This is a genomic window from Pengzhenrongella phosphoraccumulans (genome assembly GCF_045689905.1).
Lineage (GTDB): Bacteria > Actinomycetota > Actinomycetes > Actinomycetales > Cellulomonadaceae > Pengzhenrongella > Pengzhenrongella phosphoraccumulans.
This window is the reverse complement of record NZ_CP144210.1, coordinates 3,285,574-3,299,528: the sequence shown is the minus strand read 5'-3', so window position 1 is coordinate 3,299,528 and position 13,955 is coordinate 3,285,574. Positions and strand designations below refer to the sequence as shown.

Below are 13,955 nucleotides of genomic sequence, written 5' to 3'. Positions count from 1 at the left end.
TCGTCACCATCGGGGTGGAGCACGGAAAATCTGGTCGACGTCGGTCGGGGTGACCGGCGCCAGGTGGGGTGGGCGCGGGGGCCGGCTACTTGAGCCCAGAGGTCGCCATCCCGGCGATGATGTGCCGCTGGGCGAAGAAGTAGACCAGCGCGATCGGCACGATCGACACGACGGAACCCGCCATCACGACCGACCACTGGGTGGTGAACTGGCCCTGCAGGGTGGACAGCCCCAGGGGCAGGGTCATGAGCTCCGGGGAGCGGATGGCGACCAGTGGCCACAGGAAGCTGTTCCAGCTGCCCATGAACGCGAAGATCGCCAGGGTCGCCAGGGCCGGCTTCACCAGCGGGAGCACGATCATCGTGAAGATCCGCAGGTGCCCGGCGCCGTCGATGGTCGCGGCCTCGTCCAGCTCGCGTGGCACGCCCTCGACGGCCTGCTTGAGCAGGAAGATGCCGAACGCCGACGCGATCGAGGGGGCGAGCAGCGCGAAGTAGGTGTCGTGCAGGTTGAGGCGGGTCATCTCGATGAACAGCGGCACGATCAGCACCTGCAGCGGGATCATCAACGTCGCCAGGTAGATGCCGAAGATCGCGGTCTTGCCGCGGAACTGCAGGCGGCCGAACGCGTAGGCGGCCATCGACCCGGTGATGAGCTGCGCGACGGTGGACACGGCCGCGATGCCGAAGGAGTTGGCCACGATCCGCCACATCGGCAGCGCGGCGAACAGGGTGCGGTAGGCGTCGAGGGTCGGGTCCTTGACGATCAGGGTCGGCCCGCCGGCGAGGGTGCCCTGCGGGGTGATGGACGTGATGATCGTCCACAGGAACGGGAAGAGCATCGCGATCGCGCCGAGGGTGACGCCGGCGATCAGGGCCCACCGGCGCCAGGTGGTGGGCAGCGGTGGCTTACGCATGGACGACCCACTTCTTCTGTCCGCGGAGCTGGATGGCGGTGATGGCCAGGATGACGGCGAACAACATCCAGGACAGGGCCGAGGCCTCGCCTGCTCGCCCGTACCGGAAGGTCAGGTCGTAGATCTGCCCGACGACGACCTGGCTGGACCCGGCGGGCCCGCCGCCTGTCATCACGAACACCTGGTCGAAGACCTGGAAGCCGTTGACCAGGGAGATCACGAGCACGAAGAACGTCGAGGGCGACAGCAGCGGCAGCGTGATGAGCCGGAACCGCTGCCATGCGTTGGCGCCGTCCACGCGGGCGGCTTCCTGGACCTCGGCCGGGATGGACTGCAGCCCGGCGAGCAGGATGACCATGACGAACCCGAGGTCTTTCCACGCCGAGGCGAGGATCACCGAGGCCAGCGACCAGGACGGGTCGGTCCACCATCCCGGCTCGGGCAGGTTGAAGAAGCCCAGGACCTGGTTGACGAGCCCGCTGTTCGGGTTGAGCAGCCACTGCCACACCAGCGCCACCACGACCCAGCTCGTGACCACCGGCAGGAAGTACGCGGCCCGGAAGAAGTTGCGGCCGCGGAAGGCCTGGTTCAGCGCGACCGCCAGGGCGAGCCCGCCGATGTACACCAGCGGCAGGTACCCCGCGATGTACAGCAGCGTGTGGCCGAACACACGGCGGGTGGTCGGGTCGGAGAAGAGCTTGACGTAGTTGTCCAGCCCCACCCACTGCATCGGCGAGATGAGGTTCCACTTGTGCAGGCTCACCCACGCCGAGCCGATCATCGGGGCCAAGGTGAAGGCGATCAGCGGGATGGCGGACGGCGCCAGGAAGAACAGCACCCACCACACGTTGCGGCGCGCACGACGCTTGCGGGTGCGCAGGACCTCGGGCGGGACGGCGCGGGTCGAGGTCGGCGCGAGGGCCGGCGCAAGCGCGGCTAGATCAGTGGTGGTCATCGCCGGGCCCCGACTGATACGGCGATGCCGCGCGCGCCGGCGTGCAGGCGTTCGCGCACCAGGCGGCCCTGGTCACCCGACGCGCCGGTGGCGTCGAACGGGGTGGCCAGCACCAGGGCGGCGGCGCCCAGCGCCCACTTGTCCTCGTCCCACGGCTCCACCACGAACGGGATCCCGCGGCGCGCGGGCATGAGGTGGCCGCGGAACGACGGCTCGAAGCCGGGCTCCCAGTGGCCCCACGCGTCGATGCCCTCACCGAGCAGCACGATCACCTCGGGGTCGATGGTGTGCACGACGCCGGCCAGCGCGCGCCCCAGCGTCGCGCCGGCCTCGCGGTAGATCTCCCGGGCGACCAGGTCGCCGTCGTCGGCCGCCCGGCGCAGGTCCGTCGCAGTGCCGGCGAGGCCAAGGACCCCGCGCTCGACGGCGGCGCGCAGCAGCGCGTCCTGGCCGACGTGCGCCTCGAGGCAGCCGTGCAGGCCGCACCCGCACAGGGGGCCGTCGAGGGTGACCGGGACGTGGCCGATCTCGCCGGCGCCGCCGGACGCGCCGCGGTACACGGCTCCGTCTACGACGATGCCGCAGCCCACGCCCCGGCCGATGGTGATCACGAGGTAGGACCCGTGCTCGCGCCCGGCCCCATACAGCCGCTCGGCGACCGCGAGGGCGTTGACGTCGTTCTCGACGAGTACCGGGACGCCGAGCGCACTGCGCAGCACGGCCCCGACCCGCGCGTCCGTCCAGCCCAACGTCGGGGCCTGGACCACACCGGAGGCCTGGGAGTCCACCGAGCCGGGGATCCCGACGCCGATCCCGAGCAGGTGCCCGGGGTGGACAGCGATCGCGGAACGAAGGATGTGCCCGAGCGCATCCAACGCGTCCGGCGCATCGGGGTCGAACGGGTGGGAGGTCGTGTCACGCACGGTGCCGTCCAGGTCGACGTCGACGATCGCGACGTGGTCGGCCGTGACCTTCGCGCCGATGACCCCGCCGGCCGAGCGCACCAGGCCGAGCAGGCGTCCGGGGCGCCCACCCTGGGACGGCGCGGTGTCGAGCTCGACGACCAGGCCGCGTGCGATGAGGTCCTTCGTGAGCTGGGTGACCGTCGCGGGGCTCACGTCCAAAGCCCGAGCGACATCGGCCCGCGAGGTCGGGCCACGGGTACCGAGGAGCCCGAGGATCGCCGACGGGACCAGGTCACCGCGAGCAGTGGGGCGATACGGGCTAGACATCGAACTCCTTCGTTCGTGACTTTCTTTAGACCAAAAGTAACTGAGGAACTGCTCCCCGTCAAGCAGAGGTTCAGCTCGGCGCCGCTTGGGCCCGTACCCGCTGGCGTGAATGCGGGCTCACCCACCACTCGTCTGGCGGGACGCCACTCACGACACAGGGGTTCTCACATCCGGGCGTCGCATGGGGCCATCGTTGGGGAGCGCTCATCACCTTCCGCGTGACCTGACTCGCCCCGGGTGATCCGGTCAGTTCCTTGCGTGCCGATTCGTATCGTTGAGCGCATGGCGAGAGCCGCCCGGTTGGTCGGCCGGGCGGCCCTCGGGAGCTACGTGCAACGCTCAGAATCCGCCGGTTGTCACCCCGCCGCTCCCCGTGGCTGGCGAGGTGAATACGGTGTTGGCGGTTGTCTGCCATTGGTCAGCCGTTCCCGGCAAGTTGGCGTCCTGACGCTTGATGCACTTCCACTCGATCGTGGTTGACGCTGGAAGACCGGTGACTGTGCCGGTCCAGGTCGGGTAGCTCGTCGGGGACAGTTTGAACGCACTGTCCACCGCCCAGCCCCCGAGCTGAGGGACGGATCCAACCGCGTAGACCGACTGGCCTGCCGTTGTGGTGCCGTTGGTGCAGGTGAGCGTCTCCGACACCACGGCCTGGCCGAGAGTCACCTGGAACGCTTTGCTCGCCGAGACGGCCAGGGCCGCGGACTTGGCGATCACGAGGTTGCCCCCTGCGTTGTACCAGCCGCTCGCGGCCGCGTCGAAGGCAGCCTTGTTGGCGAGCTTCGTCAGCGCCGTCCCGTTCAACGTCACCACAGATGCCTGCGTCGAGTCGACGACGAGCTCGACGACGTTGCGGCGGCTTGCCGGTGCCCCCGTGTAGGTGCCTGTTGAGGGCGCGATGGTGACGGTGGCGGTTGAGCCGGACAGCTGTTGGCTGATGACGGTGGTCCGTTTTGCACCAGCCTGGTACGCGGTGCTCGCTCCGTCGTCTTCGGCCAGGGTGAAGTTCGATGCGGTTGTGGACGCGAATACGCGAGCGATGAGCTCGTCCCTTGTGGTTCCGTCGGCGCGTTTGCCCACCACGTTCATGGTCTGGTCGTCGACGAATGCCTTGGGCAGGATGGCTCCGGCCCGTGCGTAGACCGGCAGTTGGAACTTGCCGTTCACCCAGACGGGGCGGTCGATAAACCACTGGCCCGTGCTCGTGAGCTTTTGGTTCGTGTGGTAATCGATCCAGGTGCCGGCGGGCAGGTAGATGTCGCGCTTGCGCTCACCGGCGGAGGCAACGACCCCGACGAGGAGGTCTTTGCCGATCATCTTCTCGTTGCCCATCTCTCGCACGTTCGGGTCGTTCTGGTAGTAGTAGACGAGTGGTGGGACCAGGGGTTCGCCCGAGGTGCTGGCCTTGTGCGCCAGCGAGTAGTAGTACGGGGTGAGCTCGTAGCGCTGCTGGATGTTGGCGAGGTTGCTGGCGACGTCGCCGATCGCGTTGGGCGCGGTCTTGTTGGTTCCGCTGAGGTTCTCGGTGTGCGGGCGTACCGGGACGTCGAACCAGGACGAGTTCGCGAACCATTGCGTGTAGAGCTCGTTGAGGTCGGTGTTGAGCATCTCCCGCCGGAAGCCGCCGATGTCGGAGCCGAAGTAGTCGATCCCCGACATCGACATGTGCATCTGCACGTTCTGCTGATCTGCCAGCGCGGTCAGCTTCGACCCGATGTCCCCGGACCACATCGCGACCCCGTCGCGCTGGATGCCAGCGGCTCCGGCGCGCGCAAGGACGAACGGGCGTTGGGTGCTGCCGCTGTCGGCGTAGCCCTTGGCGACGCTGTCGGCCCAGTTGAGGCTGTACAGGTTGTGGTAGTCGGCGTGGGAGTTCTTGCCTGGCAGAACCCCGGCAGTCCAGTCGGCGCCGTCGTACATCTCCGGCTCACCGAGGTCGAGCCAGTGACCCATGACGCCCGCGTCCACGAGCGGCTTGCGCTGGTTCGTGTGCCACCAGGAGCCGGCGGCTGGCTGAGTCCAGTCGATCATCCCGCCGCGGCCCCACCAGTCGTTGGTTGTGAGGTAGGTGGGGGCGCAGGTGGAGCAGCCTTGCCGTACCAGGAATCCCTGGCTGGCCATGCTCGCGTGCTCGGGTAGGGCCTTGCCGATGTAGGACTCCTCGATCGGAATCACCCCGACGCCCTGGTTCGCCTTCAGGCTGGCGATCTTGCCGGTGGGATCGGGGAAGTTCGTGGTGTCCCAGTCGAGGGAGCCCATCCGGGTGCTGTCCGACCCGGCGGTCACGCCACCGAACCAGTTCAGGTCGAGCATGACTCCGTCGACGGGGAACTTGGCGGCACGAAGGCCTGCGAGGATCCCGTCCACCTCGGCCCAGTTGTCGTAGCCGAACTCGGAGTTCCACAGCCCGAAGACCTTCTTCGGGGGCACGGGGGGCATGCCGGTGAGCTCGAGGTAGTCGGCTCGCAGGTTCGGCAGGTCCGGTCCGCTCATGACATACCAGCGGACCTGGTCGCCGTAGCTGTCCATCGACCAGGGGTCACCGGTCAGGTCCCAGGTCTGCTTGTATATCTGGTCGACGAAGATCCCGTAGTTGGCGTTGTTCGCCCCGACGGCGAAGAGCACGGGGATCTGCGTGTTCCCGACCGGGCCGTTGTCGGTGTCGTAGAGCATGGCGTTGCCGAAGGAGCCCGCCGAGGTGCGCTGCCGGCCGACCCAGTCGCCGTCGGCGCTGCCGCCCATGAAGAACTGCTCGCCCAAGCCGTAGGCGTTTTGCATCGCGGACTTGGTGAAGGTGAGTCCTTTGTATGCCGCCCCGAGGTTGCGCGCGCATGTCGTGCTGAGCAGCAGGTCCGGGGTGCGCGTGGTGTCGGTGACGGTCGCGCATAGGGAGGTGGGGTCGATCACGACCTGAAGGTCTGCGGTCGTGATGGTGCCGCCCACGTGGGTGAAGCTCGTGGGTCCGGGGTAGTTTCGCTTGGCGACCTGGGCGGTTGCGAACAGCGCAGCCCCGGTGCCGGGTCCGGCGCCTGCGCCGGTCTCGAAGTGGACCAGGTCGTCGTCGAGGACTTCGACGAGCAGGTAGTTGCCGCCCGCGGTGTATTGGACGACTTGGGTGGCCGCCTGCGCGGCCGGGGCGCTGGCGACGCCGATGCCGCTCAGGAGGGTGCCGGCGAGGCACAGGACGCCAAAGCCCGCGATGGGTCCGAACCCACGGCGGGTCATGGCCGGGCCGCCGTGACGTTGTCGAGGTTGATGGCCCCGGTGTTGGCGGCGTCGTAGGCGACCTTGATCGTGTGCTTGCCGGCCGTCATCGTCGTGGTGAGGGTCGCGGTTCCCCAGGTGTCCCAGGTGGCCAGTGACGGCAACGAGACCGTGCCCACGCTGACGCCGTCGACGTAGAGGGTTCGGGTAGCGGCCGTTCCGGTCGCGTTGGCGTAGCGCAGTTTGAGGGCGTGACTTCCCGCAACAGTGCTGACCTGGACGCTCACCGATTCGCCGCTGGCGTCGAAGCCGTCAACGAATCCGGTGCCGGTGAACCCGACGTGGTTGGTGTTGGTCGTCGCACCGGTGCGGTCACCGAACTCGGCCTCGTAGGCGGCCTTGTTCACTCCCGCGAGCACGACGCTGCGCGCCGCAGCGCTTGACGCGACCTTCACGTGCGTGAGCTGCTGGATGGGGTCCCAGTACCAACCCTCGGTCGCGGCGGACAGAGCCGCGATGCTGGCCTGCGCGGTCAGAGCCACTCCGCCTCGGGTGACACCGGTCGGTGAGCTGCTGGCGACCTGCAGGGTGCTGGTCGTGGTCAGCGCGGGGACCGAGACGGTCACCTGATGGCTGGCCCAAGCCTCGGTCGAGGTCAGGGTCCGCATCTGGTTGGCCGAGTCCTCGAAGTAGGCGTAGCTCGAGGTCCCCGACGGGTAGACCCGGAACACGAGGTTCGGGTAAGTGGTGACGCTGTTGCCGATCGTCCCGCCGAGCTCGTAGTTCGCGTTCAGGTTGAGCGGGATGATCGCACCGGCTTTGGCATAGACGGGGATCGTGTCGGTGCCGGCGTTGTACACCTTCGTGCCGGGGCCGGTCGCGCGGCCGCCGGTGAAGAAGTCGTACCACTCACCATCGGGCAGGTAGACGTTCTTGGACGTCGCACCCTGAGTCGTGATCGGTGCGACGAGGAGCTGGCGACCGAAGAGGTACTGCTGGTCCAGCGCCGCGGCGGTCGCATCCGCGGGATAGGCGATGCTCATCGCCTGCATCAACGGGAGCCCGGTGACGCTGGCGTTCTTGGCCTCCGTGTAGACGTACGGGATCAGGTTCATCCGAAGGTTGGCGAACTTGCGGAAGGACGGGATGACGCTGGCGTCACCGGTGCGCGCCTGCACGTTCCACGGGGTGCGGGCCTCGGAGACGGCGGGGTTGGACTTCTCCGAGTGGTACTGCATGACCGGGGAGAAGGTCGCCTGGGCTGCGGCGCGCAGGTAGAGCTCGCTGCTCGGGAACGTGCCTGTGAAGCCGGCCATGTCCGAGGCGAAGAACGGAACACCTGACTGACCGGCGCTCAAGCCAGCCCGCACGGCCTCCTGGAAGGCGCCGAACGTCGAGGACTGGTCGCCGGCCCAGAAGATCGAGTTGGCCTGGGCGCCTGCGGTGCCTGCGCGGCTGAAGATGACTCCCTGGCCGGCGGTCTTCGACTTGACGAAGGTGTTGTAGGCGCGGGTGTACTCGTTCGGGTACGCGTTGTGCAGCTCGTCGCCCTTGCGGCCGTCCGCGGCGGTGACGTTGCGGCCCGAGACCGCCTCACTTCCATCGGTCTTCAGCCCGTCGATGCCGATGTCGTCGAATAGGTACGCGCGCTTGCTCATCCACCAATTCGTCGCAGCGACGCTGGTGAAGTCCGGCACGGTGCTGTCACCGAACCACTGACCAGTCGGGATGCGGTACGGGGCACCGGTGCCGTTGCCCAGCACGAAGCCCTGGGTTGCGGCGTAGTCGCGGTCGTTGATGTGCTGCTGGGGTGCTGTTGCCGGGTTGGTGTCGAAGTTCTGCTTGAGAACCGGGATCTGCCACAGGACAACCTTGACGTTCTGGTTGTGGGCGGCGGTGACCATCGCCTTGGGGTCCGTCCACTCACCGCCGGCCGGGAATGTCAGGTCCGGCAGCGTCAGTGCGCTGGCTCCCGGCTTCGGGGTGTACTGCGCGCCGTGCCACAGGTAGAACGTTGCCTCGTCGCTCCACTGTTCGAGAACCATCGCGGAGTGCGGGATCGCGTAGTTGGTGACGTTGGCGAGCTCGGCGTTGACCTCGGCTTGGGTGTTCCACTCGTTGGCCGACATCCACAGGCCGAAGGACCACTTCGGGGGCAGCTGGGGACGGGCGGTCGTGGCGGTGTAGGCGTCGAGTACTTCGGTTCTGGTTCCGGTGAAGAAGTAGTAGTCCAGCGTCGAGGTGGCCGCTCCGCCGGTGTCGGCGGTGAACCCGGCCAGGTCCGGCAGGTAGGTCCCGACGTTGAAGATCGAGTAGCGGGTGCTCGGGATGTAGATCCCGTAGCCGGCCGAGTTCGTGAAGAAGGGCGTGGAGAGATACGTGCGCCGCGTGGCGCCCTGATCCTGGTACTGGTTGTACACGTAGTTGTTGACGTCGGTGCCGCGCTGGTCGATGCGGTCGTAGCGTGCTCCGAAACCCTCGAAGCGCTCGCCCGCGGGTGTGAGCCAGTGGTCTTCGATCTTGGTGACCGTGCTGGTGCCGTCGCTGGCCCAGCCGACGTTGCGGAAGGTCGCGGGGTCGTACTGGCGGGCGATCAGTGTGACGCCGTCACCCTTGTAGACCGACACGCGGTACGGGGACTTCTGGATCTTGAGCTGCAGTTTCGCCGTGGCGATCGTCAGCGTCCCCGCACTGTCTGTGACCGTGTACGCGGCACCGCCGGCAATGTTCAGCCCAGTACCGGTCGGGGCAATCTGCACATGAAAGCGATCGTCGGCCGGAAAGGCGAACCGGACCTTCGGTGTGTAGGAACCCGCGGTATCACCGGTCGTCACGTCGACCGACGTGCCGTTGTTCGTGAAGCCCGTGACGTTGCTCAGCCCGCTCCACGAGGTCACGGTAAATGAGAAGGGGAGCGTCGCCTTGGCGTTGGCGCCGTCGACGTCGGCGTTGACCGTGTAGGTGATCTTGTCACCGCGGACGAACGTGCCCAACGCCGTCTTCCAGTACGAGTTGGTGCCGCTGTTGTAGTCGAAGCTCGCCCCGATCGGGGTCTGGTTGACACCGTTCTTGGTCCAAGTGACCCACACGGTCTGCCCGGTGGAGATCGGCCACGTGCTGGCGTTGAGCACTACCGCCTGACCCGCCATCGGATCACGCGGAGCCCGCTCAGTTGGCCCGCTCGCGTACAGCTCATCGGCACCGGTGGGGTCGTGAGACACCCCGCCGAGACTGCCCGCCCAGGCCGTCGTCGGCAGCAGCGCGACAAGCATCGCCCCCACGACCACGAGCAACGGTGTTCGGATCCTCTTGCGATAGCCGACACGGGCAAGGGTCATGGCGAAGTCTCGTCTCCCCGGCCGAAGCCGGTCTGGTTGCCGTCAACTCACTCAACGGGCGGCCTCTTGCGTCGAGCCGTCGTTGGCTCGCCGGTCTTTCGTTGGGAAACGATCTCCGGTGTGATCGGATCACTCGCCACAGGCGCGGACGGCGCCGAGGTTGACCGTGGTCCAGCCTTCGCGCGATCTGGGCGAAACCAAGCCTGGTTGTCACTGGCGATCACGATCTCGGTTGGCCAGCGATCGGATAGGTAGGCACACGCGTGGTGGCGGCTTCGGCCCGCGAGACCACTTCGTCTCAACGAGCAGCCATGCGCTACATCGAACTCCTATGTTCGGGACTTCATTTAGTTTTAAAATAACGGATCGGGGGCACGGCGTCAAGCCAGCGACCCGTCGGGACCGCACGTGATTAGGGCTGGAGAGCTTCGCGAATCTGGACCACCAGCACGTTGCCGACCTCGTGGTCGATGAACAGCCCCGAGTACTACTCGCTCCTCACCCACCGGGGCTGGACCCCACAGCGGATCGGCGACCACCTCGCCGACGTTAGGACGCGCCCTCTGATCGACCCAGCCATCTGGATGCCCCACGCGAGGGGCAGAGCCTGAGCGCTCCCCTTTAGCCATCCGACACGTACAACGCAGCAACCCGAAAACGGCGACCGCTATCAGCAACGACTCGCCGGTTCGTCGGCGCTAGGTGCCGTCGCCGAGGCGATGCATAGTTCGCTACCGCCCTCCCGTCGTTATCCGGCGCGTCCTCGACGCCCGTGTGGGAGGAGTCCGCGGATGCGGGCCTTCGCCACCCAGCCTTGAGCGGTGCTAATCGCGACTCTGCTGAGTTCGGCCATCGTCGCGGAGGGGTTCGCGTCACCATGCGCGGTGAGTTGGCCGTGCTGGAGCGCGACGAGCTCGTAGAATTCTGGGGTCTGCTTTGGATTGCCCAGCGGTTTGAGCAGGTCGCGCTCGGCAATCTTGCGACCGCTCGCCAGTTCAATCTTGCCTCCGGTGATCGTGCGATCGACGGCGAACAGCCGCTTGTTGATCGCCGCTTCGATGCGGGCCGTCGGCAGTTCTCTCAGGAGCTGGCCCGTGATCGGGTCACCGGGCCGCCAGGGCAGGGAGACGACGCCCATGATGCGGATCTCGTCGGGAACCGCGGACTGGCGCTGAAGCCGGAGGTACACGCGAGTCTTGGTCTTCGCGTGCTTGATGTGGCGCCATCGGCCGTCGACCGTCGCGTTCTGCTCACGGTCGAGCGGTGCGACCTGCTCCTCATCGGTAACGGTCGGGTCTTCGTAGCCGAGGAGCGCGTCGATCTCGCCGCTCGAGTCGTCAGGACGCTTGCCGGGGAGCCAGAGTAGGAACCAGCCAACAGTAGGGTCTTCTTGGACGAGAACGTCGTCCTCCGCCTGATCTCCGTGCCGGTAACGCGCGGTCGACATCGCGGCAGGCTGCCGGGAGGAAGACGCAATCTCGCGTACTTGCGATTACCCAGGTAGGCGTGTTGCCGTGCATCGCCGGCGCCGGCAAGGCGAGGTAAGCGAGCGTCAAAATGAAGGCCGCAGACCCCACGAACGGCCTCGACGGCGCGCAGCCACCCGAGAGTCCCCGCGACTGGGTTCGGCGCCCCGTGGCGCGCATTGCCCTGCGGAACAGACGCCCGCTCAGCTTGCCTTGGCTACCGCCGTGAGGGCATCGACGTGGGCCTTTGCGCAGTCGAACACCGCAAAGCCAGGGTCGAACCCGTTGAAGGCAAGCCCGAGGTCCGTCCCTGCAAGCAGCACGGCTTGCGCGCCGCGCTCTTCGACCATGGCGCGACCGGCGTCAAAGAAGGTGCTGCGCTGCTCGTCGGTGCACCGTGCCGTGGAGGCCATCGCCACGTAGGCCTCGTGAACGTCTTCGAGGGCCGCGCCGGGCGGCGCAATAGCCTCAAGGCCGCGCAGCGCGCCGTAGAACCTGGACTCCATGACGCCCCGGGTCCCCAGGAGACCGACCCGGCGGTAGCCGCGTGCCTGGACGGCGTCGTTCACCACGCTCAGAATGTCGACGACGGGCAAAGGTGAGAGCCGCTCGAACTCCTCGATGCAGAAGTGGCCCGCGATAGAGGTCACCGCCACCTGGTGAGCCCCCGCCGCAGCCAGCCTGCGAGCGAGGCGATCGTAGATGCCGACCTGCGCGGGCACGTTCCCCGCTGCTTGATTCGCCAGGAGCGTCGCGGTGTCGGCGTGTGCCATCGTGAGTTCGAGGTCGCATTGCGCGGCCATCATCCGCCCGATGAGCGAGCGATAGTAGTAGTCCGTCGCGGCCGGCCCGATGCCAACGATCAGTCCGAGGTGCACTGGGGTCCTCCCCCGTCGACGTGCGCGAGTCCTAGCGAGCTGACGGCCAAGCCGTGTGTGGTCGCAAGTTACCGCTCATCGCGACACGGGGACCCGATGACGACGTGGGGCCCGAGCACGTGCCGCTCATCGGCCAGCAGGCCAGACGACGATGTCCGTGGCCATGAGAAAGTCGACCACTGCGAGCGGCTCGCCCAATCTGGAGCTCAGGGGGTGAAGCCCTCCCACGAGTGTCGGGCGGGCTGGGATACCCACATGAAGCGTTCGGGATCCTGGGTGTATTGCTTCCACACGTGTGAAGTCTCAGGACTTCGTGGACGGTTCTGTCTCAGGACAACGTGGACGGTCTGGTTCATGACTTCGTGGCCACTTGACCTGTGTGCTCGTCTCGGGCATGGACTTCAACCACGTGCCCGCCGACGTGCGGTGGGCGATTGCGAACTGGCCCGAGAACTCCGAGCGCGGTGCCGTGACGCGCTTCTGCGAACGGCACGGCATTAGCCGTTCCGTCTTCTACAAGATTCGCGCCCAGGTCCGCGAACTGGGGCGGGTCGGCGCGACCGAGCCGGGCTCGCGGCGCCCGCATCACAGCCCGAGCCGCACGGACCCAGCCGTGCTCGAGCACGCGCTGGCGGTGCGCACCTGGCTCGTCGAACAAGGGCTCGACGCCGGGCCGCTGTCGGTCGCGGACCGGATGCGGCGGCAGGGTCTGACGGCGCCCTCGCGGGCCACTCTTGCCCGCGCGTTCGCGGCCGCCGGGGTGTCCAAACCCGAGCCACGCAAGCGGCCGCGGGCCGCGAACCGCCGGTTCGTCTACCCGGCCTCGAACTGCTGCTGGCAGATCGACGCCTTCGCCTGGTCCCGGGCCGATGGCACGCCCGTGGCGATCCACCAGGTCATCGACGACCACTCACGGATGGCCGTCGCGACGCTCGTCGCGGACGGTGAGACGGCCAAGGCCGCCGTGCTCGTCGTGTCCACAGCCGTGCGCCGCTGGGGCGTGCCGCAGCGGCTGCTGTCGGACAACGGGCTCGCGTTCAACCCCACCCGTCGCGGCTTCACCGGCAAGCTCGTGGACTACCTGATCGATCTGGGCGTCAAGCCCATCACGGGCAAGCCGGAGCGACCGACCACCCAGGGAAAGAACGAACGTTTCCACCAGACCCTGCAGAAATGGCTCAACGCCCGGCCGCCGGCCAAGACGATCGCCACCTTGCAGTTGCTGGTCGACGAGTTCGACCTGTACTACAACCACGAACGCGGCCACCAGGCATTGGGCGGCACGACCCCGGCTGAGGCATGGGCTGCCACGGAGCCCGCCCCCGAGCCGACCGCCGAACCCCGGATGCCCTCGATCCCACCCTCCGCGCGCACAACCACGAGCACGAGCCCGCCGGATACCGGGATGAGTGCCACCCCGACGGCGGGGACGCGCAGCAGGACGCCGCTGGCCCTGCACGCGGCCGAAGGCACCGTCACCGTGAGGATCAAGAGAAACGGCCAGGTCAAGGTGTTGAGCTGCCTGTTCTACGTCAGCACGAGCCGTGCCGGGCAGCAGGTGCACGTCCTGTGGAACGAGCAGAGCGTGGAGATCTTCACCCACGACGGTGAGCACCTCATCGACTACCCACGGCCATCGACGACCGGGCTCTACTACGGACCGCGGACCGCAAGGCAGGGCACCCCGATGAAGACCGCCGGCCAGAGCCCTTCCGCGGGGATCAACGGGACCGCGCAACGGACCGTCTCCAAGGGCGGATACGTCGGCGTGCTCGCCTCCAAGTTCTACGCCGGCTACAAGCGATGCGGCCAGCAGGTCACCATCACCTGGGACGCGACCACGGTGACGCTCACGGACGCCGGCGGAACAACCATCGCTACATACCCCAAGCCCACCGAACGCCGCGGCTGGCACGGGCCCGCCCAGACAAAGCCGTCAACGAAGTCATGAGACATGCCCGTGTCC

The 13,955-nt window shown here is 67.4% G+C and carries 8 protein-coding genes; 1 reads left to right on the top strand and 7 read right to left on the bottom strand.

What is annotated here, in order from left to right:
* Nucleotides 1–85: 85 nt before the first annotated feature.
* The 7 genes from VTA80_RS15190 to VTA80_RS15160 form a co-directional block, all read right to left on the bottom strand.
* The gene (locus VTA80_RS15190) at nucleotides 86–916 is read right to left on the bottom strand and encodes a carbohydrate ABC transporter permease (protein WP_407341928.1); all 831 of its coding nucleotides are present in this window, start codon (nucleotides 914–916) and stop codon (nucleotides 86–88) included.
* Complete coding sequence (locus VTA80_RS15185; protein ID WP_407341927.1) at nucleotides 909–1,871, bottom strand: carbohydrate ABC transporter permease; 963 nt, start codon at nucleotides 1,869–1,871, stop codon at nucleotides 909–911. Before VTA80_RS15185 ends, VTA80_RS15190 begins: the two co-directional genes overlap by 8 nt.
* Nucleotides 1,868–3,103, bottom strand: a complete 1,236-nt coding sequence (locus tag VTA80_RS15180; RefSeq protein ID WP_407341926.1) for an ROK family protein — start codon at nucleotides 3,101–3,103, stop codon at nucleotides 1,868–1,870. The genes VTA80_RS15185 and VTA80_RS15180 overlap by 4 nt, the downstream gene beginning before the upstream one ends.
* A gap of 339 nt (nucleotides 3,104–3,442) precedes the next feature.
* Nucleotides 3,443–6,328 (bottom strand): TIM-barrel domain-containing protein, encoded by a 2,886-nt coding sequence (locus VTA80_RS15175; RefSeq protein ID WP_407341925.1) that lies wholly within the window; start codon nucleotides 6,326–6,328, stop codon nucleotides 3,443–3,445.
* A complete protein-coding gene (locus tag VTA80_RS15170) occupies nucleotides 6,325–9,645 on the bottom strand; it encodes a TIM-barrel domain-containing protein (RefSeq protein ID WP_407341924.1) in 3,321 nt (1,106 codons plus the stop codon). Before VTA80_RS15170 ends, VTA80_RS15175 begins: the two co-directional genes overlap by 4 nt.
* Before the next feature lie 748 nt (nucleotides 9,646–10,393).
* The gene (locus VTA80_RS15165; protein ID WP_407341923.1) at nucleotides 10,394–11,092 is read right to left on the bottom strand and encodes a hypothetical protein; all 699 of its coding nucleotides are present in this window, start codon (nucleotides 11,090–11,092) and stop codon (nucleotides 10,394–10,396) included.
* A 222-nt stretch (nucleotides 11,093–11,314) separates the two neighbouring features.
* Nucleotides 11,315–11,989, bottom strand: coding sequence for an aspartate/glutamate racemase family protein (locus VTA80_RS15160; protein ID WP_407341922.1), 675 nt, complete (start codon nucleotides 11,987–11,989; stop codon nucleotides 11,315–11,317).
* A 394-nt stretch (nucleotides 11,990–12,383) separates the two neighbouring features.
* On the opposite strand from VTA80_RS15160, the gene VTA80_RS15155 reads away from it, so the two are divergent.
* Nucleotides 12,384–13,940, top strand: a complete 1,557-nt coding sequence (locus tag VTA80_RS15155; RefSeq protein ID WP_407341921.1) for an integrase core domain-containing protein — start codon at nucleotides 12,384–12,386, stop codon at nucleotides 13,938–13,940.
* Nucleotides 13,941–13,955: the final 15 nt, after the last annotated feature.

Coding starts and splice junctions, on each gene's coding strand:
- VTA80_RS15190 (WP_407341928.1), bottom strand. CDS start 916: ATGCGTAAGCCACCGCTGCCCACCACCTGGCGCCGGTGGGCCCTGATC.
- VTA80_RS15185 (WP_407341927.1), bottom strand. CDS start 1,871: ATGACCACCACTGATCTAGCCGCGCTTGCGCCGGCCCTCGCGCCGACC.
- VTA80_RS15180 (WP_407341926.1), bottom strand. CDS start 3,103: ATGTCTAGCCCGTATCGCCCCACTGCTCGCGGTGACCTGGTCCCGTCG.
- VTA80_RS15175 (WP_407341925.1), bottom strand. CDS start 6,328: ATGACCCGCCGTGGGTTCGGACCCATCGCGGGCTTTGGCGTCCTGTGC.
- VTA80_RS15170 (WP_407341924.1), bottom strand. CDS start 9,645: ATGACCCTTGCCCGTGTCGGCTATCGCAAGAGGATCCGAACACCGTTG.
- VTA80_RS15165 (WP_407341923.1), bottom strand. CDS start 11,092: ATGTCGACCGCGCGTTACCGGCACGGAGATCAGGCGGAGGACGACGTT.
- VTA80_RS15155 (WP_407341921.1), top strand. CDS start 12,384: ATGGACTTCAACCACGTGCCCGCCGACGTGCGGTGGGCGATTGCGAAC.